Consider the following 21651-nt stretch of genomic DNA (forward strand, 5'->3'; position numbering starts at 1 on the left):
CGCGGCGGGACGCCGCTCCCACGACTATTCTCAACAGACAAAAGAAAAGGGCCGCATTCGCATGCGGCCCTTCCGGTGGAACTCGGAGCTGATTGAGCTGGATCAGCGCGCCAACTCGGTCATGGTGGAATTGACCCAGCCCTTGTTGCCCAGCTCGTCTTCCACTTCCCACATCAGGCCGTCCTTGTTGCCGGTGGGGTACAGCATCATGCCCGGGTCCAGGGTGCGCACGGCCTTGCCGGTGCCCTTGGAATTGGCCAGCAGGCGCGCTGACTTGGTCACCGAGAGCGCCTGGGTGGCGTTGGCGGCCGAAGCATTGCCCGGCAGGCCGCCCAGCTGGCCGACGATGTCGGTGTAGGCCTGCAGATAGGCCAGGGTGATGACCTGGCCCAGCTCGGTGTTGGCATAGCCGGAAACGCCCGCCGCGCCGAAACCGCTGCCGGAGAACAGGCCGCCGCTGGCGCCCCAGCCGATATCGGTCTTCTTGGCGTTGCCCTCGGCCATGGCCACCTGCTCGGAGGAACGCACGTCGGTGACGGTGAGGACCACGTCGGCGGTCTTCTTCTTGAAGTTGAGGCCACCGATGAGGGCGCCGGCATTGCCGCCGACCAGGCCACCCAACAGGCCGCCCAGGGCATTGCCGCCGGCGTCGTTGTTGTTGGCGATCAGGTCGGGCACCAGCACGTAGTCGGCCGCCTTGATCTGGCCCTTGCCGATGTTGGAACGGCCGCGCAGTTCGCCGCTGGAAGCCAGCGCGCGTTCACCCATGGCCGCGTCCAGGCCTACGCCGCGGTCGACCAGGGTGAAGCAGCGCGACTTGTTGACGAACACCTTGATCAGCTTGGACGGCGCCGGCAGTTGCTGGCCGGTCCACCAGTTGGTGGCGTCTTCGGGCTCGATCACCGAAATGGTGCCGAGCGGCTTGGCGCAGGTCGGAATCTGGGCCACCTGTTCCTTGCGCTGTTCCTGCGCGCTCTTGCGCTGGGCCGATGCCGGCGCCGAGGCGACCGCCACGGCCAGGCCGAACACGCCTGCGGCCAAGGCCGCGTGTTTCGAAATAATGCTGATGCTCATCGAACTTTCCCTATTGAGATAAACGTGCGTGAATGCCGGTGGCATTCTCCTTTGCTGACTCGCGGCCTGGAGCGGATCCCCCTCTCCGAAACCCCGAGCCGGCATGGTAAATCAAACGTCGCCGACTCCCGCTACCGGGATTGGCGAAGTCCGCATCGAATTCATTATGAAAACGGCGAATCCGGTCGCCGGCGGCCAGCGACGGAAACGAAAAAGCCGGCTTGCGCCGGCTTTTCGTGGGTCATGGCGGTCCGGTAGACCGGACCCGTCAACCGGATCGGATCACTCCGACTCCCACCACATCCAGAAGCTGTCCCACAGGCGGCGGAAGAAGCCGCCTTCTTCCACTTCGTTGAGTGCGACCAGCGGCGCCTGCGCCACCAGCTTGCCGTCCAGGCTGACCTTGACCGTACCGATGGCCTGGCCCTTCTTGATCGGCGCTACCAATACCTTGGGCACGTCCATGGTCGGCTTCAGGTCGGCATAGCGACCGCGCGGCACGCCCACCAGCAGCGGCGTGGCCACGCCCAGCTGCACTTCCTTGGTGGTGCCCTTCCACACCTTCTGCTGCGCGACCTGCTTGCCGGCTTCGTACAGGCGGTGGGTTTCGAAGAAGCGGAACCCCCAGTTCAACAGCGCCATGCTGTCGTCGGCGCGCTGCTTCTCCGAAGTGGAGCCCATCACCACCGCGATCAGGCGCTGGTCGCCGCGCTTGGCCGAACTCATCAGGCAATAGCCCGCGCCCGAATGGTGGCCGGTCTTGATGCCATCCACCGCCGAATCGCGCCACAACAACAGGTTGCGGTTGGGCTGGGTGATGGTGCCTACGGTGAATTCCTTGATCTTGTTGAAGGCGTAGGTGTCGGGGTAGTCGCGGATCAGCGCCTGGCCCAGCAACGCCAGGTCATAAGCGGTGGAGTAATGCTCCGGCGCCGACAGGCCATGGGCGTTGACGAAGTGCGAGCCTTTCATGCCGATCTTGGCGGCGTAGTTGTTCATCAGTGCGGCGAAGGCTTCCTCGCTGCCGGCTGCGTGTTCGGCCAACGCAATAGCGGCGTCGTTGCCCGATTGCACCGCCATGCCTTTTTCCATATCGATCAGCTTGGCGGTCTGGTTCACGGCGAAACCGCTGTAGCTGCCGTCGGTGCCCGCGCCGCCTTCGCGCCAGGCGCGCTCGCTCAGCATCACCGGGTCGTCGGCTTTGATCTTGCCGTTCTTCTGTTCGGCCGCCAGCGTGTAGGAAGTCATCACCTTGGTGATGCTGGCCGGCTCCACGCGCTCGTTGTAGTTCTCGCCCGCCAGCACCTGGCCGGTGGTGTAGTCCATCAGCACCCAGGCGCTGCCCACGGGCTTGGGCGCAGGCGGAATGGCCACTGCAGCGGGCGCAGGCGCGGCGGCGGCCGGCGCCGGAGTAGCCGGCTGCGGCGCGGGGGTCTGGGCGAAAGCCAGGCCGACCGAAACGGTGGCCAGCGCGGCGATTGCGAAACGGAACTTCATTTGCTGCTAACTCCAGGAAGGCCGGGGCCCGTTCGAAAGGGGAAAAACGAAGAAAAGAGGCGAATTGTAAGGGGCGGGCGCGGGGTTTACTCGCGGACCACCTGCGGCTGGCCGAATCCCAGACCTGCGATACGCCCGGCCAGTTCCGTCGCCGAGTCCGAATCGGACGCCTGCACGCGCAAGCGCCACAGCGTGCGGCCGTTGCTGGCCACATCGCTAAGGCTGGCGCGGGCGATGCCGGCAGCGCTGAGCCGCGCCAGGGCGCGGTCGGCATTTTCGCGGCTGGCGAAGCTTGCGACCTGCAATTGCACGTCGTTGCCGGACACCGACGATGGATTGGAGGACGGGACCGGTGCCGACGCCGGAGCCGGTGCGACAGCGCGTGGCACGGGTACGGCCACGCCGCGCGGACTATCGGCGGACTTCTGCACCGGCGCCGGCTTGCCCGTGGCCACGCGCACGCCGCGCGAGCTCATCCAGGCGTCGAATGCCTCGGAACTGGCCTTCTGCTTGGGCTCGGTGCTGACGTGGTAGCGCCAAGGGTCGCCAGGGTCCGAAGCAGCCGGCGCGGAATCGGAAGCTTGCGTCTGGCCAGTAGTTGCCTGCCTGGGCAGACGATCCACCAGCTGATCCATCGGCGTGGGCTTGCCGGTGGCGATGCGGGTAGGAACGCCGGTGGCGACCGTGGTCTTCACTGCCGGCGCGGCGGCGAGCATCGTGCCGCCGTCGTCGTTACCGGTCAGCGCACGCACTTCCACCCGCCCGGTGCCGCGCTGGGTAATGCCCAGCTTGACTGCGGCGGCATAGCTGAGGTCTATGACGCGGCCTTCATGGAAGGGGCCGCGGTCGTTGACGCGCACCACCACCGACTTGCCGTTATCCAGATTGGTGACGCGCGCGAAGCTGGGCAGCGGCAAGGTCTTGTGCGCGGCGGTGAAGGCGTACATGTCGTACACCTCCTGATTGGAAGTGCGGCGGCCATGGAACTTGTTGCCGTAGTAAGAGGCAGTGCCCCGTTCCACGTAGCCATCGACGCGCTGCATCACTTCGTACTTCTTGCCCAGCACGCTGTAGGGCGAACGGTTGCCGACGGCCGAACGCGGCTCGCTGGTGACCAGCGGCTCGGCGATGCAATCCACATCGGGCACATGGTCGGGTGTGGTATCGGGAACATGCGGCGCATACAGCCCGCCTGCCTTGTAGTCGCCGCGCTTGCTCAGGTCTTCCTGCGCCGGCGAATACTTCTGCGAACATCCGGCGGCGACGGCTTGCGTCGGCGCCGGACGCTGCGTGTGCCGGCCGGCTTCGGCCGATGCGGGAGGAGGCGGAGACTTCTTCGGTGCGCTGCTGCAGGCAGCGAGCGTTAGCGCCAGTAAAGGCAGCGCCAGCCACTTCATGCCGGTGGGATCTCTTTGCCGGCGATGGCTTGCGACAACTGGTAAACGGCCATCGCGTACATCTTGGAGTTGTTGTAGCGGGTGATGGCGTAATAGTTCTGGAAGCCCAGCCAGTACTGCTTGCCGGCGCTACCTTCCAGCGAGACCAGGGTAGCGGTGGCATCGGGCGCGACCGGATCCAGCGGACGGTAGCCGCGCTGAGCCAGGTCGGCCAGCGTGTAGTCGGGCGTCCAGGTTTCGGGATTGAACTCGGCGAAACCAGGTTGCAGTTCGGCGCGGGCCACTACTGCGCCATCGCGCACCCAGCCGCCGCGCTCGCCGCCCTTCTTCAGGAAGTAATTGGCGATGGAGGAAAACACATCGTCGTAGCTGTTGAACAGATCGCGGCGTCCGTCGCCATTGCCGTCCACCGCGAATTCGCGATAGCTGGAGGGCATGAACTGGCCCAGGCCCATCGCACCGGCGTAGCTGCCGGTCAGGTTGGCGATGTCCAGATTCTCCTCGCGGCCCAGCGCGAACAACTGCGCCAGTTCGTCGCGGAAGAATTGCTCGCGCTTGTATTCGTAAGCGGCGCGCTCTGGATTGCCGCTGCGCGGATAACGGAACGCCAGCGTGTACAGCGCATCGATCACCCGCGTCTTGCCGGTGAATCCGCCGTAGCTGGTTTCCACGCCGATGATGGAGACGATGATCTCGGCCGGCACGCCGGTGCGCGCCTGCACGCGCTGCAGTTCGTCGCGGTGCGTGGCCAGGAAAGCGCGCCCGCCTTCGATGCGCGATTCGGTGATGAAGTTGGGGCGGTATTCGGCCCAGGTCTTGGTGCGTTCGGCCGGACGCGACATCAACGCGACCACGCTGTCCAGGAACTGGGCCCGCGACAGCACCGCTTCGATGGTGGCCGGCGCAATGGCGTAGCGGGCGGCGGTGTCGCGCACGAAGTTGGCGCGCGCGACTTCGAAGGGAACCGGCGCCAAGTCGATCGGCACACCGGGCGGCAGTGCTTCGACGGAAGTCTCCGCGGGGCCTTTCGCGGGCTTCGGCGTCGCCGGCTCGGCGGCCGTTTGCTGCGCCGGAGTCGGAGACTTCACTGGCGTCGCGCATGCGACCAGGCCAAGGGTAAACAAGCAGAAAAGAGCGGTTCGGGTCATCGGCGCCGAGGGTAGCATGCGTAAAGCAGTGAAGAGTGAATCGTGCGGGAGCAAACTTACCTTTAGCAAAAAGCGGCTTGGCCTCCCCCTTTGAAAAAGGGGGATTGAGGGGGATTTGCTCTTGATCTCGCTCATTCGCTCTGCTCAACGAAAGCAAGATCAAAAGCAAATCCCCCGTAGCCCCCTTTGTCAAAGGGGGCAAAGCAAGAGCGAATGCGCTTCTTCCCTATTCACATCAATATCCATGCACCGGCCGATGCGCGCGCACCGACATCACCAATCCCAATCCCGCCAACAGCGATACCGCGGAAGTTCCGCCGTAACTCAGCAACGGCATCGGCACGCCCACCACCGGCAGCAGGCCGGAGATCATGCCGCCGTTCACGATCACATAGACGAAGAACGACAGTCCGATGGTGCCGGCGATCAGGCGCGAATAGGTGTCGCGCGCATCGATGGCGATCCACAGACAGCGGCCGATCACGAACAGATACAACGCCAGCACCAGCGCCACGCCGAGCCAGCCGAATTCCTCCGACAGCACCGCGAAGATGAAGTCGGTGGTGTGCTCGGGCAGGAAGTTGAGGTGCGACTGGGTGCCCTCGCCCCAGCCCTTGCCCGTCATGCCGCCGCCGCCGATGGCGATCTTGGACTGGATGATGTTCCAGCCGGTGCCCAGCGGGTCGTTCTCGGGATTGAGGAAGGTCAGGATGCGGTCCTTCTGGTACGGGCGCAGGAACCACAACCAGGCCACCGGCGCCGCGGCCGCCGCTCCGCCCACAGCGACGCCCACCCACCACCACGGCAAGCCGGCCAGCAGCAGCGCGAATACGCCACTGGCCGCAACCAGCATGCCGGTGCCGAAATCGGGTTGCAGCAGGATCAGTCCGGTCGGCACGCCGATCAGCACGCCCGCCGCCAGCACGGTACGGATGCGCGGCGGCAACGGCTCGCGGTGCAGGTACCAGGCCATCATCATCGGCAGGCTGAGTTTCATCAGTTCCGAGGGCTGGAAATAGAACAGCTTCAGGTCGATCCAGTGATTGCCGTGTTTGCCGCTGCCGATGAACAGCACCAGGATCAACGGCAGCAGCGAAATCAGGAACACGCCCGGCGTCCAGGCACGCAGGCGCGAAGGCGTGACCCGCGACAGGCCCCACATCGCCGCCAGCCCGACTACGAAACGCGCGCCCTGCGCCAGCATCAGCCGCATGCCCTGCGCATCGCCGCCAGCGCTGTACAGCACCGTCAGGCCGATGCCCATCAGTGCGCTGAGCGCCAGCAGCAAGGGCCAATCCAGGGTTCGCAGGAAGTAACGGACCAGGTCGGCCAGCCAGCGCAGGATCTCGCTCATGGCTGGGCTTCCTGCTTTAGCCCCTCTCCCGTCGGGAGAGGGGTTGGGGTGAGGGTACGGTTTACACGTGCAGTACCAGATTGTGCAGTTGCCGCAGTTGCACGTGCGGGCGGAGTTGGTTCAACGCCAGCGCCAGCACTAGCCTCGCCCCGTACCCTCTCCCCAACCCCTCTCCCGTCGGGAGAGGGGCTCAAGGCGGGAGAGGGGCTCGGCGCGTCGATCTTTTCCGACCCCTGCACTTCCGGAACTTCCGGCATCTTGCCCAACAACCACGCATCGAAGACCTTGCGCACGATCGGCGCAGCGGTGGATGCGCCGTAACCGCCGCCTTCCACCGCCACCGCCACCGCAATGGTCGGGTTCTCGGCCGGCGCATAGCCGATGTACAGCGCGCGGTGGCGCTTCCACAGCGGCAACGATTTCGGGTTGATCGCAACGGTGCTGCGGTTGACCACCTGCGCGGTACCGGTCTTGCCGGCCGAACGATAGGCCGAGCCACGGAATACGCTGGCTGCGGTGCCGATGGTCACGGTCATTTCCATACCTTCCTGGACCACGCGCACGTGGTCGGCGCGGTCGCTGATGCGCCGCGGCACCGGCTGCGGCAGCGGCTGCCACGGCGCGTCGAAGCCGGCGCGCTGTTCGGTCGCCAGGTGCGGGCGCCGCAGCATGCCGCCGTCGGCGATCGCCGCGGTGCCGCGCGCCAGCTGCAGCAGGGTCGCCTTCCACAGGCCCTGGCCAATCGCCGAATTGACCAGATCGCCGGGGTACCAGCGGTCCCCGGCGTATTTCCGCTTGCTTTCCGGGGAGGGCACGATGCCCTCGATTTCGCCCATCAGGTCGATGCCGGTCTTCTGGCCGAAACCATACCTGGCCATGTATTCGTCGTAGCGCTGTACGCCCATGTCCAGCGCCAGCCGGTAGTAGTAGGTGTTGACCGATTCGTAGATCGACTTGCGCGCGTCGGTCCAACCATGACCGCCACGATGCGAGTCGCCCCAGCCGCGCCCGGTCATGCCGGGCAGGCGGAACATGCCGGTGGAAAGCGTCTTGTCCTCGGGTTTGCGCAGGCCGCTGTCCATGCCGGCCAGCGCGGTCAACGGCTTGACTGTCGAACCCGGGGCCACGCCGCCCAGCACCAGGCGGTTGAACTGCGGCCGCGAGGGATTGCTGTTGAGCGCGTTGAAATCGGCATGCGAAATGCCGTTGACGAACAGATTGGGGTCGTAGCTCGGCAGGCTGACCATGGCCAGCACTTCGCCGGTGCGCGGGTCCAGCGCCACCGCCGAACCTTCCAGGTCGCCAAATGCCTGCACCATGGCCAGCTGCAGGTTGGCGTCCACGCTCAGGCGCAGGTCCGAACCGGCCTGCGCCGGCACGCGTCCCACCGTGCGCAGGGCGCGGCCTTCGACATTGGTTTCGACCTGCTCGTAGCCGATCTTGCCGCGCAGCGTTTCTTCGTAATAGCGCTCCAGGCCGGTCTTGCCGATATGGGTCAGCGCGGCGTTGCCTTCGCCCAGGGTTTCCAGGTCTTTGTCGTCGATGCGCGACACGTAACCCACGATGTGCGCGAACAGATCGCCGTACGGGTAACGGCGGGTCAGATAAGGCTCGAGCTCCACGCCGGGGAAGCGCCAGCGATCCACCGCGAACCGCGCCATTTCTTCTTCGCCGACGCGCAGTTTCAGCGTGATCGGCCGAAAGCCCCGGGTCGCCTTGCGGGTGGCTTCGAAACGTTCGATGTCTTCCGGGGTGAGCACGAAAATCTTGCCGAGTTCGGCCACCAGTTTTTTCGGATCGCCCGCTTTTTCCGGCATCACTTCCAGGCGGAACGCGGGCACGTTTTCCGCCAGCAGCCGGCCCTCCCGGTCGAAGATACTGCCGCGCGCCGGCACCACCGGCTTGGGCTTGATGCGGTTGGCTTCCGACAGCGTCACGTACTCGGTGTGGTCGATCACCTGCAGCTTGAAGTACCACCCCGCCAGTCCCAGCAGCGCGACCGCAACCACCACGAAGCCCAGCGCCGCGCGACGGCGGAACTGCTCGGCTTCCGCATGCGGATTCTTCGACGGTCGGCGGGCGGGCCGCATGGCTACTGGCGCTTGCCCAGGCGCAGCGCATCCAGCATCAGGAACAGCGGCGGCCACAGCAGCATGCCCAGCACGGGCGCCCACCAGTAGTTCCAGGGCAATGCCGGTTCACCGAGCGCCAGATGCACGGCGCCGGTCACCACGCGATCGTTGAGCAGCAGCACTCCGATCGCCAGCGCCTGCTGCGAGGTCGGGAAAAAGCGCAGGCGCGCGCGGAACCGCTGCAGGATGAAGGTCATGATCACCAGACGCAGCGCCTGCTCGCCGAGCAGCCCTCCGAACATCAGGTCGGCGATGACCCCGACCACGAAGGCGAAACCCAGCCCGGCGCTGTCCGGCGCTTCGATGACCCAGTAAGCCATCACCAACGCCAGCCAGTAAGGGCGCAGCGGCTGCAGCATGCCCGGCAAGGGCAGCAGGCCCAGCAACAGCGCCAGGATGATGCTGACTGGCAGGATCCAGCCTCGGCGCTGACGGCTCATGGGCGGGGCTCCTGCGAGGTTGCCGGCGCTGGGTTTGCTGTAGTTTGCGCAGGCGCGGTTTCAAGCCCCTCTCCCGGCGGGAGAGGGGTTGGGGTGAGGGTACGGTTTACACGGGAAGCTGCAGGCGTCGGCGCATTCGTATTTTCGACAGCGGGCAAAGTGGGCCCAACGCCAGCGCCGGCATCCGCCTCACCCCGTACCCTCTCCCCAACCCCTCTGCCGGGGGGAGAGGGGCTAGATGCAGCGGCTCCGCCGACTGCCAATGCCTTCGGCGCCGATCGCAACAACAGTACGTCGCGGCCACGGTTCAACTGGGCGGCAGGCCTGAGCTCGCCGATCAGGAACGCGCGGCTGTCGTCGGGACGCAGGCCGGTCACCGTTCCCACCGGAAACCCGGCCGGAAACCGTCCACCCAGACCGGAACTGACGATCACGTCCCCGGTTTTCACGTCGGTGTTCAGCGGCACGTCGGACAGTTCCAGATGATCGCCGCGGCCGTACACGATCAGACGCACGCCATTGCGCGACACCACCACCGGCACCGCATGGTCGGGATCGGTCAGCAGCAGCACGGTGGAATGGGACGGAGTGGTTTCGATGATCTGTCCCATCAGACCGCCGGCGTCGATCACCGCCTGACCCACGTGCACGCCTTCGCTGCTGCCGGCATCCAGCACCAGGCGCTGGCGGGTCGGGTCGAGGTCGATGTTGAGGATCGGGGCCAGTTGCACATCCAGCCCACGGCTTTCGGCGGCGCCCAGCAGCGCGCGCAGCTGCGCGTTGTCGGCAGCGGCTGTCTGCAGGCGGGTCAGGCGCGCGTTGGCGATCAGCAGCTCATTGCGCAGGTTGCGGTTTTCGGTGGTCAGGCGGGTGCGGGTACCAGCATCGTCCTGCATGCGCGCGCCCAGCCGTCCGGGCAGGCCGGCCAGCCACCACAGCGGCTGGGTAGCCATGTTGGCCTGAACGCGGAACTGGGAAAGCCAGCCGCCGCGGTGATCGAAGATGATCAGCGCGATGGCCAACGCCAGATACCCCAACAGCCTGAGCGTGCTGGCGACTTCGCCTGGACGGGCAGTGACGGGAGGACCGGCGTAGGAGGGCATCAGGCGGGGATTCGGGATTCGGGATTCGGGATTGGGAACAAGCGCGGCAGCGCGGGCCTTTCGCTTTCGCCGCCACCCCAGCATGCACTCATCGCCATCCCAAACATCGAAGCCCTACCGGTATTTTGCGAATCCCCAATCCCGAATCACGAATCCCGGTTACATCATTCCGGAGCGAAGAACTCGTTGCCGTGCATGTCCACCAGCTCCAGCGCACGGCCGCCGCCGCGGGCCACGCAGGTCAGCGGGTCGTCGGCCACCTGCACGTGCAAGCCGGTTTCCTCCGAGATCAGGCGATCCATGTCGCGCAGCAACGCACCACCGCCGGTCAGCACGATGCCGCGTTCGGCCACGTCCGCGCACAGCTCGGGAGGGGTCTGCTCCAAGGCCAGCTTGACCGCGCTGACGATGCCGGCCAGCGGCTCGTGCAGGGCTTCCAGCACCTCGTTGGAGGTGATCTTGATCATCTTCGGCACGCCCTCGGCCAGGTTGCGGCCGGAGATCTCCAGTTCCTGCACTTCCGGCTGCGGATAGGCGCAGCCGATCTGCAGCTTGATGCGCTCGGCGGTGGCCTCGCCGATCAGCATGCCGTGATTGCGGCGCACGTAGTTGGTGATGGCCTCGTCGAAGCGGTCGCCGCCGATGCGCACCGACTGCGAGTAGACGATGCCGTTCAGCGAGATCACCGCCACTTCGGTGGTGCCGCCGCCGATGTCGATGACCATCGAGCCGCGCGCTTCGGTGACCGGCATGCCGGCGCCGATGGCCGCCGCCATGGGTTCTTCGATCAGATAGACGTCGCGGGCGCCGGCCTCTTCGGCCGATTCCTTGATCGCGCGGCGCTCCACCTGGGTGGAACCGGCCGGCACGCACACCAGCACGCGCGGACTGGGGCGCAGGAAGCGCGATTTGTGCACTTTCTTGATGAAGTACTTCAGCATCGCCTCGGTGTAGGTGAAGTCGGCGATGACGCCGTCCTTCATCGGGCGGATGGTGGTGATGTTGCCCGGGGTGCGGCCCAGCATCTGCTTGGCCTCGGCACCGACGGCGGCCACGGTGCGGGTGCCGCCGAAAGCGCGGTCCTGGCGCACGGCGACCACCGAAGGTTCGTTGAGGACGATGCCTTGGCCACGCACGTAGATCAGGGTATTGGCCGTGCCCAGGTCGATGGACAGGTCGTTGGAGAACATGCCGCGGAGTTTCTTGAAGAACATCGAGGGAAGAGTCCTGCTGTGCCGACGCGGCGCAAAGTCCGCGCGGTGGGGAATTCGGGGGTTCGCTAGACTAACAACCGCCCCGGGGGGCGGCAAGGGAAAATCTCTGTAAAACCGTACTATTCCAGCGTTTCGCGACATCCACCGCGATCGTTCATACGGCCCGCAGTTCGTTCGCGCTGGCCTGCACCTGTCCTAGGGCCTGTTAACGCTATTGGGATAGGTCACGTTGTGTCGCCGCGGCCGCCAGGCGTTTGTGCGTGGCGCAGCTGCAGGCTGGTGGCCTGTTCAAGCCGCGCGCGAGCGTCTGGCGGCCGCGGCGACACAACCCGAAGGGCTGCCCCTGAGTGCGCACGGGGCCGCGTCATCATTCGGGCATGTATCGACATACATTTCCTCATTCTTCCTTGCCCCGTACACACTCAGGGGCGGCGTGGCCTATCCCAATAGCGTTAACAGGCCCTAGCCGTTACCCTTTGCGCCGCCAAGGTGACGCCGCCTGGCCGTTGCCCGGCCCGCTGGCAGCGACTTTCCTCATTGAAGAGACTGCCCAATGTCCGCACTGATCTGTGGTTCCCTCGCCTACGACACCATCATGGTGTTCCCGGACCAGTTCAAGAACCACATCCTTCCGGACAAGGTGCACATCCTCAACGTGTCCTTCCTGGTGCCGCGCATGCGCCGCGAGTTCGGCGGCTGCGCCGGCAACATCGCCTACAACCTCAAGCTGCTGGGCGGCGAACCGATCCCCATGGCCACCGTGGGCCAGGATTTCGGCCCCTACCGCGAATGGTTCGTCGAGCAGGGCATCGACATGAGCCAGGTCAAGGTGATCGACGAGCTGTTCACCCCCCAGGCCTTCATCACCACCGACCTGGACAACAACCAGATCACCGCCTTCCACCCCGGGGCGATGATGCGCAGCTACGAAAACCATGTGAAGAACGTGCCCGGCGTCACTTTCGGCATCGTCAGCCCCGACGGCCGCGAGGGCATGCTGCAGAACGCCACCGAATTCGCCGAGGCCGGCATCCCATTCATCTTCGATCCCGGACAGGCCATGCCGCTGTTCAACGGCGCCGAGCTGCGCCATTTCATCGAACAGGCCGACTACGTCACCGTCAACGACTACGAATCCAACCTGCTGCAGGAACGCACCGGCTGGAGCGAGAACGAGATCATGCAGCGGGTGAAGGCCTACATCACCACCCGCGGCCCGCACGGCTCGCAGATCCACACCCCGGAAAAAACCTTCGAAATCCCGCCGGCGCACGAACGCCGGGTCACCGATCCCACCGGTTGCGGCGACGCGTTCCGCGCCGGCCTGATCTTCGGCATCGAGAAAGGCTACGACTGGCTGACCATCGGCCGCATGGGCAATCTGATGGGCGCGCTGAAGGTGGAGCACCCGGGCACTCAGAACCAGCGCTTCGACTACGCCGAATTCGCCGAGCAGTTCAAGCAGCAGTTCGGCTACACGCTGTAAAGGCCATCATCCTACGCACGTGGGAGCGCCGTCCCGGCGCGAGCTCTTGGCTTCTGATCACAACGCAAAAGCTCGCGGCGGGACGCCGCTCCCACGAGCCGATCACATCACATGCGCCAGCCATAGCAATTCCGGCTGCGCCAGGCGCTCGAATTCGCTATAGGGCATGCGCACGGCGTCGGTGTGCGAACCGGCGTTGAAGGCGATCTCGGCTTGTCCGGTCAGACGCGAATCCACATAGACCGGCATTCCGTAGAGATTGCCGAACGGTGGCATCGCGCCGAGTTCGCAATCGGGGAACGCATCGCGGAATTCGTCTTCCTGTGCGAGTTCCACCTCGCTGCCGGCCAACGCGCGCGACAGGCGCAACAGGTCCACGCGGTAGGACGCGGGCATCACCATCATCGCCAGCTTGCCGTCGACCTTGAGCATCACGGTCTTGGCGAAATGGCGGCTGCCGATGTGCGTCGCGGCCGCGGTCTGGTCGGCGGTGATGGTGCGTTCGTGGGTGAGCGCGGTGTAGTGGCCGTGGCGCTCGTCGAGAAAGTGGTGCAGTCGTGGGGAGAGCATGGTCGCCTCCGCGTGACGCACGCCTGCCGTCCGCTGCGGCGATGCGTCGCTGGGTTACCGGGCGCGCGCTTCCGGCGTCGCGTCGCCTTGGCGGCGCGCTGGATACGCACGCGCTCGTCTTGGGGCCGAGCATACTCCCGTCAGCCGAGGATGGCGTGATGGTCATGCCTGCTGCTGCAGAGCGATTGAATGGCAGGGACAAGAAGCAGAACACGGAGCGCCCCCTTTGGAAAAGGGGGCTACGGGGGATTTGCTCTTGATCTTCGCGAGGGCGAGGGCAAGATCAAGGGCAAAGCAAAAGCAAATCCCCCTCGATCCCCCTTTTTCAAAGGGGGAGGTCGATGCGTCGACTTGCTACGAGATGCATCGACTTGCTACCAATGGGGGATCAGTTCCAACCCGGCATCTGCGCGCCGTCCAGGCCACCAGTCTCGAACGTCGCGGTACGAGTGCCGCCGCCCTTGACGGGGAATTCGATCGAAAGGGTTTTCGTCTTGCCCGCCAATCGCCACAGTCCCTTGTAATCGGTCACGAACATGGCGATGGCTTCGTCGGTGTCGGGGCGCCACGCGGCCATCGATTTCGCCGCTGCCCCATCGGCGGCTACTTTGACGTTGCAGCCGCCAGCGCAGCGGAAATCGCTGGCCTGCAGCACCAGATACGCGCTGCGCTTCCACTTGGGATGGTCGCGGAAGACCAGCTGCACGGGCCTGGCGCCGCTGCCGTCCAGATCGACCGGATCCTTGCTGTAGATCATCGCCGACTTCTGGGTGCCGCCGGGAGCGACGACCTGCGCATAGTTCCAGAGCGCCGCGAGCCGGCGCTGTTCGCGCGCGGCTTCGCCCTTGGCCTTCACGTCTTCGTAGCCAGCCTTCATCTTCGCGGCGGCCTGACTGTCGGGATACTGCGACAGCAGCGCCGCGCCGTGCACGCGCGCCATATCCCAGTTCTGGGCGGTGACCGCGCTGTCGTATTCTCGCGCCAGCGCGGTGGCCGCCTCTTCCTGCGCGGCGGCCTGCGCCTGCGCGGCGGCGCGCTGTTCGGCCTCGCGGTCGCCGCACGCGGCCAACGCCAGCGCGCAGCAAAACAGCAGGACGGCGCGCTTGGAGGAAGTGGTTTTCATCGGGGTGCTCCCTTGTTGATCAGAATTTCGACCGCGGCGGCGATCTCATCGGGTTTTTCCACTATCGACATATGCCCGCAACCGTCAAGCAATACCTTGCGGGCCTGCGGCATCTGCGCGGCATAAAGGTCCATGGCGCTGGCGTCGATCACCGCGTCCTGCCGGCACCACAACAGTAATGCTGGCTGACGGATATTCGCGGCGGCTTCGCCCGGCAGGAAACGTTCGTCGCTGCGCCCTATCCTGTCGAGCACGCTTTGTTCGAACGGGGCCTGCTGTTTGCGCCAATCGATCACCGCGCGCGATGCCGGCCACGGGATCGAGGGCTTGGCGTCGTCGAGATAGAACACCGTATCGAGATAGCGCTTGAGCGACGCTTCGTCTTCCACGCCGAACGGGTTCTTGCCCGCCAGTACCTCGGTGCCGAACTGGTTGTCCTTGAAACGTACCCCGGCAGCGTCGAACAGGCCCACGCGCGCCACGCTTTGCGGATGGTCGGCCGCGGTCAGGGCGACGATGCCGCCGCCCATCGAATGGCCGAGCAGAACGACTTCGCTGCCCTGCCGTTTGGCTATCCCATCGATGAAGGCGGCGACCCTTTCGCTTTGCGCCACGAACCCGTAGTCCTGCCCCTTGATGCGCTCGCTGTCGCCCCAGCCCGGCAGATCCGGGATCACCAGCCGATAACGGCCGCGCAACCTTTCGGCCAGCGGATACCAGTTCTCCTTGCTGCCGGTGAAGCCGTGGATCATCACCACGGTGGGCGCGTTGGCCCGGTCCGCTTCGCGCACGGCATACACCCAGCGATGGCCGGCCACCTGCGCCTGCCGCAACGACAGGCCCGCTGCCCAGCGTTGCCGTGCGAACTCCGCATGGACCAACGCCAGCGGATCGCGCCACAGCCACACCGCCATCGCACCAACGAAAACGGCCGCCAGCAAGGCGACCGTCTTCAGGGTACGGCGATGCGAACGCATCGCTTACTTGCCGGCTTCCGTCTTGGCCAGCAACTCTTCGACCGATGCGGTGGTGATCGGGTGATAACCCGGACGCGCCTTGGCGAAGACTTGCTTGGCGAAGGCCAGGCCCTCGGGCGTCTTCACCAGTTCTTCGTAGATCGGCATGATCAGCTTGCGGCGACCCACGCGTTCCAGGAACGCGCCGATCGCCGGTTGCGCTTCGGCATAACCGCTGCGCACGGCCAGCGGATACCAGCGCATGGCGATCTCGCCGTTCTGGGTGCCGGTGAACTTGTAGGCCTCGTCCAGCTGCTTCAACTGCTCGGCGCCGAGCTTTTCGCCCAGACCGCCGATGAAATGCACCCACTGCTGGGTGGTCCAGACGGAGGTGATCTGCGCATTCGGCAGGGTCTTGCTGCCCAGCCAGGCGATACGCGCGGTATCGACGATGGCGAAGCCGCGCGACTGCGCTTTCGGCGCGAAATCCGGAATGCCCGGCTCATTGAGCCAGGTGTTCAGCTCGGCATCGGTGACCGCGCTGGGATTCTTCGGCAACAGGTTCTTGCGCAGGTAATCGACGAACTGGTCGCTGTTGACGCTCTGGAACGCGTGGTCGGTGAACCAGCCGCGCAGGAACGGATCGAATACTTCGCGGCCGAAACGCTGCTCCAGGAACTGCAGGAACCAGGCGCCCTTGTTGTACGGAATACCGGACAAGGCCTCATCCGGATCGCGGCCGGTCAGCGGCGCCAGCACCAGCAGCTGATCGGCGGGCGCGGCGCTCTTGATCTCCGTGGCCAGGTCGGCCTGGTCGATCTGGCGTTCCATCTCCGCCGCTTCCTGCCCGTACACCGCCTCGGTGATGCGCGACTGCACGTAGGTGGTGAAGCCTTCGTTCAACCACATGTCCTTGGAGCTGGCGTTGGTCACCAGGTTGCCGGACCAGCTGTGCGCCAGCTCGTGCGCGATCAGCGACACCAGCGACTTGTCGCCGACGATGACGGTGGGCGTGACGAAGGTCAGGCGCGGGTTCTCCATGCCGCCGAACGGGAACGACGGCGGCAGCACCAGCATGTCGTAACGACCCCACTGATAAGGGCCGTACAGCGCCTCGGTGGTGGCGATCATCTTCTCGGTGTCTTCGAATTCCTTGGCCGCTTTGTCGACCATGGCCGGCTCGGCCCACACGCCGCTACGTGCGGAGATGGGCTTGAACACCAGGTCGCCCGCGGCGATGGCCAGCAGATACGAAGGAATGGGGTTGGGCATCTTGAAGCTGTAGTCGCCATCGCGCGGCGCGGCCGGGTCGTTGTCGGCGCTCATCAGCACCATCACGTCGGGGCGGCTGGTGACGTGCGCGCTATAGGTGAAGCGCACGCTGGGCGTGTCCTGCAGCGGCACCCAGCTGCGCGCGTGGATGGCCTGCGACTGGCTGAACATGAAGGGCAGCTTCTTGCCTTCGGTCATCGACGGTTCCAGCCATTGCAGGCCGGAAGCTTCAGGCGAGGTCTGATAGGCGATGCGCACGCTGGGGTTGCGCGCCGGGGTTTCGATGGTCAGCTTGCTGCCGAAGATCTTGTCGTTGGCGGCCAGTTCGTATTTCAGCGGCGTCCAGTTGCCCTTGCCGTCATCGCCTTCCACCTTGGACAAGGTCAGTGCGCGCGTATCCAGCACCAGTTGGGTGGCGGTTTTGTCTTTCCAATTCAGCTTGTAGGTAGCGGTACCGCCGATGGTCTTCTTGTCGAAATCGACGGCCAGATCCAGCGCCAGATCGGTGATGACGACCTTGCCGGGCTCGGCATAGGAGCTTTCGTCCTGGCTGCGGTCCACTTTCACGACGGTAGGCTTGGGTTTGGCGGGAGCGGCTTCGGGGGCGGGGGCGGCTTCGCGGGAACAACCGGCCGCCATCATGGCGGCGCAGGACAGCAACAGGAAGGTGGAACGCATCAGTAAATCCAGGGTCAGGGGATGGCCTAGTTTACCCCGCTCGCAGGTAGGGTTCCTGGCCACGTACAGGCCCCAACGCATGCGGGAACGGCAAAGTGCGAGCGGCGTCCTGTGGGAGCGGCGTCCCGCCGCGAGCTTTCGACCTATGAACCGCGTAAGAAGGCTTGAGCCCAATCTTGAAAGCTCAAAGCTCGCGGCGGGACGCCGCCCCCACAGGACGCCTCTCCCACAGGCTCTCCTTTTACTGAACCCTGCTCCAGCGGATGCCGCTCCGCTTAGATCTCTCTTATCCAAATATTCCTGAAGCTGATGGGCTCACTCGGATCTCCGTGATCCTGAAGCTTGATGGGTGCCGGACCATGCTTCTTGTAAAACGGTTTACCGATATAAACGGTAACGCCTTGCAGCTCGACATTGTTCTGCACCAGCACCCCGTTGAGGAACGCCGTCACCCTTGCCGGACTCTTCAGCGACCCATCGTCGTTGAACCTGGGAGCGGTCCAGACCACATCGTAGGCCTGCCATTCCCCGGGCCTTCTATTGGCATTGACCAGCGGAACATGCTGCTTGTAGATCGCGCCTGCCTGGCCGTTGGAATAGGTCCTGTTGTTGTAGGAATCCAGGATCTGGATTTCGTAACCTTCGTCACCAGGGCCGGTGGAAGCAAGGAACAAGCCACTGTTCCCGCGCGCCTGCCCTTCGCCGCTGATGTTCCCGGGGATTCGCCATTCGAGATGCAACTGGTAGTCGGTGAACGAGCGCTTGGTGCGGATGTTTCCGGTGCCTTTCTTCACCGTGACCGCGCCGCCAGAAACCGTCCATTGCGCAGGAGCATTCGCATCGGCGGCCGACGCCCATTCATCCAGGTTCGTCCCATCGAACAGAACGATGGCATCGGCCGGCGGCGCCGTATTGCCGGCCGCGGCGGGCGTTACGACTTCGGGTTCGGGCTGCCAGACCTCGGTGGCTTTCGGGTCTTTGCTTTCCTGGGCCGATGCTGCGTTCATGGAGAGAATGACGAAAGCGATAGCCGGAAGTTTTCCCATTTTTTCTGCCTGCGAGGAGTCGCCTGTATCAGACCTTGTAACCCGTATGCACCGCCACGATGCCGGCGGACAGATTCTTGTAGCTGCAGCGCTCGAAACCGGCTTCCTGCATCATCGTCTTCAGTTCTTCCTGCGGCGGATGCTTGCGGATGCTTTCGGCCAGGTATTGATAGCTGCCGGCGTCCTTGGCGAACAACTGGCCCAGCCTGGGCAGGATCTTGAACGAGTGGAAATCGTAGACCGGCTTGAACCAGTCCACCGTCACTTCCGAGAATTCCAGCACCCGCGCCTGCCCGCCGACCTTGAGCACGCGGAACATCTCGCGCAGGCCGGCGTCCTTGTCAGTGACGTTGCGCAGGCCGAAAGCGATGGTGACCAGGTCGAAGCTGTTGTCGGGAAACGGCAACGCTTCGGCATTGCACTGCACGTAGTCCAGCCCGGCGACCAGGCCGCGGTTGGTCATGCGGTCTCGGCCGACCGAAAGCATGCCGGCGTTGATGTCGCCCAGCACCACGCGTCCATCAGAGTCGGCGCCTTCCGGACCCACCCGGTCCTTCAGCAACGCCGCGATATCGCCGGTGCCGCCAGCCAGGTCCAGTACCCGGTCGCCGCGCTTGACCTGCGCGGTGCCGACGAAATAGCGCTTCCACACCCGGTGCACGCCCAGGCTCATCAGGTCGTTCATCAGGTCGTAGTTGCCCGCGACCGAAGAGAACACTTCGCCGACCAGCTTCTGCTTGTCCTTGGCGGCGACGTCCTTGAAGCCGAAATGGGTGGTGCCGGATTTGTAGGGGGATTCGCTCATGCCGCGATTATCGCACTACAGGCGCGGAGGTCGCCCGCGAACCGTCCATTCGGTGCGGAAAGAACCGCGCACGCCCGGCGGCGCACGCGCCAAAGCCCCTTGAGATCGGCTATTTGATGCGCCCGCCGCATTGCTTCTGCGTGGAGACCCCACGTCCTGTCGCGCAATCGCCTGCCTGGCGGGGCTTGCGGCTCGCCGGGGTCGACAGCAGCGCCGGCTGCGAGGCGCTGGCGGTGCCGCCGGTCGAGCGGCGCACCGGTGCGGGACCGCCCATGTAGCGCGGCTGTGGCCCCAGCGACACCACGAAGCCTGTCGCGGTTTCCGACTCCACCGTGACCCAATAGGCGTTGTAGGGCGACACCCAGGTTTCCCCCACCTTGAACATCGACTCCTCGTTGTTCGAAACATTGGCCGGGGGCACGGCAGCATCGATGCTGTAAGCCATGTCGCCATTGACGACGCGATGGATGATGACCGCGTTTCCGGCCAGGTTGGCTTCATAGGCGCCGGTGCGCTTGCGCGCCTCCAATGTGTACAGGACCCCGGCTTCCTGCGGAATGGTGAACACGACCATCTGCGTGTTCAGCGAACCCGCCAGACTGGCCGCGTCCAGGTTGACTGTCACCCGTGGTCCGCCGGCCGCCACCGTCCGCTTGCGCGCCGCATCCACCCAGCCCAGGCGATCGCGCTGGTAGATGTTGATGTGCTTGGGCAGGGTGCCGTAGGTCGCATTGGCGACGGCGTTGCGCCATCCATCGCTCATCACGTCCCAGGGATTGTCGTAGGGGTCGTCGTCGCCGTCGGAATTGTTCGAGTGCGGCAGGCCGTAGCCGTGGCCCATTTCATGCGCCAGCGGCGCCAGGTTGTTGAACGCCCAGGGCGGATTCCAGGTGTTGCGGATGCACCGGTTGGCGCCTTCCAGGGGACCGCAAGCGCCGCCGCCCCATGCAAAACCGTCCAGGTCGCCATTGAACATCATGTTGATGCCCTGAACCGCATTGAAATTCACCACCGGATCGGCCGCGGCCGCGCAGTCCTCGAACAGCTTGTCCAGGTCGGCTTTTCCATCGCCTTCGCCAGTGATGTAGTACGAACGCGGCTGGGGCAAGGTGAACCAGCCATAGGCGTCGCTGCCCGCGAGGGTTACTTTTCCGTACGACACCTCTGGCCAGTAATGGCCCAGCTGGCCGGCCAGCGTGCCGTACTGGCCGCGGAAAAACTCCACCGTCTTCTGCTCGGTAGCGATGTCGGAAAATTTGCAGGCCACCGTCACCCAGCGCGTGGTGCCCGCGACCGCCTTGGCCACCGGACCGGTCTTCAGCGGAACCGCCGGGTCGTAACTCTGGCCAAGATTGTCGGCCGGAACGATGGCTTCGACTTTCCCGCGCGCCGCACGGCGGGGATCGGTGCCGAAATCGACCGCCACCCGGCGGTTGGCCAGCGCATACAGATCGCCGGCGGCAATGCGCGCCTGCGCCGGGTCCAGCGCCTGGCGCTTGCCGTCGTCGGTCACCAGAGCGACCCGGAGTTTGCCGGTTCGCTTCGCCTGACCGTCATCTCCACGTGGGTCGCCCCATTGCAGTTGCAGCTGTCCTTGGACGATCTGGGCCCGGGCCTGCAAAGCGCCCATCATCAGCACCGCTCCCAGACCGCACGCCAGCATGGCCCGCATGCCGAGCGTGAGCGATGCGCTTTTCCCTATTGCCACGTCAGCCCCCTGATCTTTGCGGAAGCAACCCTACGCCTCCGATTCCCGCCCTTACTAGATAGACGACAAGCACCGGCGCTGGGGTGACCCAGGCCGCATTTCCCGAATCGCCTGCGCACGTGGCAACATCCTACCGCGCCGCCCCTTCCGGATTTGCATGGACACCATCGACTACCGCTCCCTGCTGGAAACCGCTGTCGCCGAGGCCCGCCGGGGCCTGGCCGAAGGCGGCATCCCCATCGGCGCGGCTCTTTTCCACAACGACGGCAGACTGCTGGGTTGCGGCCACAATCGGCGCATTCAGGAAAACGATCCTTCGGTCCACGGCGAAACCGACGCCTTCCGCAAAGCCGGCCGCCAGCGCCGCTACCGCGACACCATCATGGTCACCACCCTGGCGCCCTGCTGGTACTGCAGCGGCCTGGTCCGGCAGTTCAACATCGGCACGGTGGTGGTGGGCGAGTCGGTCAACTTCGGCGGCGGCATCGATTGGCTGCGCGAGAACGGGGTCAAGGTCGTCGATCTGCACGACGAGGAATGCATCAGCATGCTGGGCGATTACATCGCGGCCAATCCGGAAGTGTGGAACGAGGATATCGGCGAGGATTGAACTTGGTCGGCGAGTAAGATCGCACTCTCAACTCTGTC

The 21651-nt window shown here is 65.0% G+C and carries 17 protein-coding genes and 1 pseudogene; 2 read left to right on the top strand and 16 right to left on the bottom strand.

Features of this window, described 5'->3' with window-relative positions; translation table 11 throughout:
- Window positions 1-102 precede the first annotated feature (102 nt).
- From BLR66_RS09140 to BLR66_RS09180, 9 genes and pseudogenes are all read right to left on the bottom strand, one after another.
- The gene (locus BLR66_RS09140; RefSeq protein ID WP_093283790.1) at window positions 103-1074 is read right to left on the bottom strand and encodes a CsgG/HfaB family protein; all 972 of its coding nucleotides are present in this window, start codon (window positions 1072-1074) and stop codon (window positions 103-105) included.
- A gap of 282 nt (window positions 1075-1356) precedes the next feature.
- Window positions 1357-2571: a D-alanyl-D-alanine carboxypeptidase family protein gene (locus tag BLR66_RS09145; protein ID WP_093283795.1), complete on the bottom strand. Its 1215-nt coding sequence runs from the start codon at window positions 2569-2571 to the stop codon at window positions 1357-1359.
- Window positions 2572-2657: 86 nt separating this feature from the next.
- Window positions 2658-3968 (bottom strand): septal ring lytic transglycosylase RlpA family protein, encoded by a 1311-nt coding sequence (locus BLR66_RS09150; RefSeq protein WP_093283801.1) that lies wholly within the window; start codon window positions 3966-3968, stop codon window positions 2658-2660.
- Entirely contained in the window at window positions 3965-5116 is a 1152-nt protein-coding gene (mltB, locus tag BLR66_RS09155; protein WP_093283807.1) for a lytic murein transglycosylase B, read from the bottom strand. Before mltB ends, BLR66_RS09150 begins: the two co-directional genes overlap by 4 nt.
- Before the next feature lie 235 nt (window positions 5117-5351).
- Window positions 5352-6470 (bottom strand): rod shape-determining protein RodA, encoded by a 1119-nt coding sequence (rodA, locus tag BLR66_RS09160; protein WP_093283812.1) that lies wholly within the window; start codon window positions 6468-6470, stop codon window positions 5352-5354.
- A gap of 251 nt (window positions 6471-6721) precedes the next feature.
- Window positions 6722-8560: pseudogene (mrdA, locus tag BLR66_RS09165) on the bottom strand (penicillin-binding protein 2); the annotation flags it as partial.
- 2 nt (window positions 8561-8562) lie between these two features.
- The gene (mreD, locus tag BLR66_RS09170) at window positions 8563-9042 is read right to left on the bottom strand and encodes a rod shape-determining protein MreD (RefSeq protein WP_093283821.1); all 480 of its coding nucleotides are present in this window, start codon (window positions 9040-9042) and stop codon (window positions 8563-8565) included.
- A complete protein-coding gene (mreC, locus tag BLR66_RS09175) occupies window positions 9039-10145 on the bottom strand; it encodes a rod shape-determining protein MreC (RefSeq protein WP_093283826.1) in 1107 nt (368 codons plus the stop codon). The genes mreD and mreC overlap by 4 nt, the downstream gene beginning before the upstream one ends.
- Window positions 10146-10309: 164 nt before the next feature.
- The gene (locus BLR66_RS09180) at window positions 10310-11359 is read right to left on the bottom strand and encodes a rod shape-determining protein (protein ID WP_093283831.1); all 1050 of its coding nucleotides are present in this window, start codon (window positions 11357-11359) and stop codon (window positions 10310-10312) included.
- Between the two features lie 553 nt (window positions 11360-11912).
- Between BLR66_RS09180 and BLR66_RS09185 the strand changes: the two genes are divergently transcribed.
- Entirely contained in the window at window positions 11913-12845 is a 933-nt protein-coding gene (locus BLR66_RS09185) for a carbohydrate kinase family protein (RefSeq protein ID WP_093283835.1), read from the top strand.
- Window positions 12846-12947: 102 nt separating this feature from the next.
- On the opposite strand, the gene BLR66_RS09190 is transcribed toward BLR66_RS09185, so the two are convergent.
- The 7 genes from BLR66_RS09190 to BLR66_RS09220 all read right to left on the bottom strand — a co-directional run bounded on the left by BLR66_RS09190 (window position 12948) and on the right by BLR66_RS09220 (window position 21003).
- Window positions 12948-13415 carry an aminoacyl-tRNA deacylase gene (locus BLR66_RS09190; protein WP_093283840.1) on the bottom strand — a complete coding sequence of 156 codons (468 nt, stop codon included), beginning with the start codon at window positions 13413-13415 and terminating at the stop codon, window positions 12948-12950.
- Window positions 13416-13803: 388 nt separating this feature from the next.
- A complete protein-coding gene (locus BLR66_RS09195) occupies window positions 13804-14538 on the bottom strand; it encodes a hypothetical protein (protein WP_093283843.1) in 735 nt (244 codons plus the stop codon).
- The gene (locus tag BLR66_RS09200) at window positions 14535-15515 is read right to left on the bottom strand and encodes an alpha/beta fold hydrolase (RefSeq protein WP_093283848.1); all 981 of its coding nucleotides are present in this window, start codon (window positions 15513-15515) and stop codon (window positions 14535-14537) included. The genes BLR66_RS09195 and BLR66_RS09200 overlap by 4 nt, the downstream gene beginning before the upstream one ends.
- 3 nt (window positions 15516-15518) lie before the next feature.
- On the bottom strand, window positions 15519-17444 hold the full coding sequence (locus BLR66_RS09205; protein WP_093283852.1) for a M1 family metallopeptidase: 1926 nt from the start codon (window positions 17442-17444) through the stop codon (window positions 15519-15521).
- Window positions 17445-17719: 275 nt separating this feature from the next.
- Window positions 17720-18451 carry a 3-keto-disaccharide hydrolase gene (locus tag BLR66_RS09210; protein WP_255402352.1) on the bottom strand — a complete coding sequence of 244 codons (732 nt, stop codon included), beginning with the start codon at window positions 18449-18451 and terminating at the stop codon, window positions 17720-17722.
- 67 nt (window positions 18452-18518) lie between these two features.
- Window positions 18519-19295, bottom strand: coding sequence for a bifunctional demethylmenaquinone methyltransferase/2-methoxy-6-polyprenyl-1,4-benzoquinol methylase UbiE (ubiE, locus tag BLR66_RS09215; RefSeq protein WP_093283862.1), 777 nt, complete (start codon window positions 19293-19295; stop codon window positions 18519-18521).
- A gap of 109 nt (window positions 19296-19404) precedes the next feature.
- Window positions 19405-21003, bottom strand: a complete 1599-nt coding sequence (locus tag BLR66_RS09220) for a metallopeptidase domain-containing protein (protein WP_143014595.1) — start codon at window positions 21001-21003, stop codon at window positions 19405-19407.
- 157 nt (window positions 21004-21160) lie between these two features.
- Here BLR66_RS09220 and BLR66_RS09225 point away from each other — a divergent pair, with 157 nt between their 5' ends.
- Window positions 21161-21613 carry a nucleoside deaminase gene (locus BLR66_RS09225; RefSeq protein WP_093283872.1) on the top strand — a complete coding sequence of 151 codons (453 nt, stop codon included), beginning with the start codon at window positions 21161-21163 and terminating at the stop codon, window positions 21611-21613.
- Window positions 21614-21651 lie beyond the last annotated feature (38 nt).

Source organism: Pseudoxanthomonas sp. CF125 (assembly GCF_900104085.1).
Lineage (GTDB): Bacteria > Pseudomonadota > Gammaproteobacteria > Xanthomonadales > Xanthomonadaceae > Pseudoxanthomonas_A.

Excerpts from the sequence above, each read along its gene's own strand:
- BLR66_RS09140 (WP_093283790.1), bottom strand. The coding sequence starts at position 1,074 with ATGAGCATCAGCATTATTTCGAAACACGCGGCCTTGGCCGCAGGCGTG.
- BLR66_RS09145 (WP_093283795.1), bottom strand. The coding sequence starts at position 2,571 with ATGAAGTTCCGTTTCGCAATCGCCGCGCTGGCCACCGTTTCGGTCGGC.
- BLR66_RS09150 (WP_093283801.1), bottom strand. The coding sequence starts at position 3,968 with ATGAAGTGGCTGGCGCTGCCTTTACTGGCGCTAACGCTCGCTGCCTGC.
- mltB (WP_093283807.1), bottom strand. The coding sequence starts at position 5,116 with ATGACCCGAACCGCTCTTTTCTGCTTGTTTACCCTTGGCCTGGTCGCA.
- rodA (WP_093283812.1), bottom strand. The coding sequence starts at position 6,470 with ATGAGCGAGATCCTGCGCTGGCTGGCCGACCTGGTCCGTTACTTCCTG.
- mreD (WP_093283821.1), bottom strand. The coding sequence starts at position 9,042 with ATGAGCCGTCAGCGCCGAGGCTGGATCCTGCCAGTCAGCATCATCCTG.
- mreC (WP_093283826.1), bottom strand. The coding sequence starts at position 10,145 with ATGCCCTCCTACGCCGGTCCTCCCGTCACTGCCCGTCCAGGCGAAGTC.
- BLR66_RS09180 (WP_093283831.1), bottom strand. The coding sequence starts at position 11,359 with ATGTTCTTCAAGAAACTCCGCGGCATGTTCTCCAACGACCTGTCCATC.
- BLR66_RS09185 (WP_093283835.1), top strand. The coding sequence starts at position 11,913 with ATGTCCGCACTGATCTGTGGTTCCCTCGCCTACGACACCATCATGGTG.
- BLR66_RS09190 (WP_093283840.1), bottom strand. The coding sequence starts at position 13,415 with ATGCTCTCCCCACGACTGCACCACTTTCTCGACGAGCGCCACGGCCAC.
- BLR66_RS09195 (WP_093283843.1), bottom strand. The coding sequence starts at position 14,538 with ATGAAAACCACTTCCTCCAAGCGCGCCGTCCTGCTGTTTTGCTGCGCG.
- BLR66_RS09200 (WP_093283848.1), bottom strand. The coding sequence starts at position 15,515 with ATGCGTTCGCATCGCCGTACCCTGAAGACGGTCGCCTTGCTGGCGGCC.
- BLR66_RS09205 (WP_093283852.1), bottom strand. The coding sequence starts at position 17,444 with ATGCGTTCCACCTTCCTGTTGCTGTCCTGCGCCGCCATGATGGCGGCC.
- BLR66_RS09210 (WP_255402352.1), bottom strand. The coding sequence starts at position 18,451 with ATGAACGCAGCATCGGCCCAGGAAAGCAAAGACCCGAAAGCCACCGAG.
- ubiE (WP_093283862.1), bottom strand. The coding sequence starts at position 19,295 with ATGAGCGAATCCCCCTACAAATCCGGCACCACCCATTTCGGCTTCAAG.
- BLR66_RS09225 (WP_093283872.1), top strand. The coding sequence starts at position 21,161 with ATGGACACCATCGACTACCGCTCCCTGCTGGAAACCGCTGTCGCCGAG.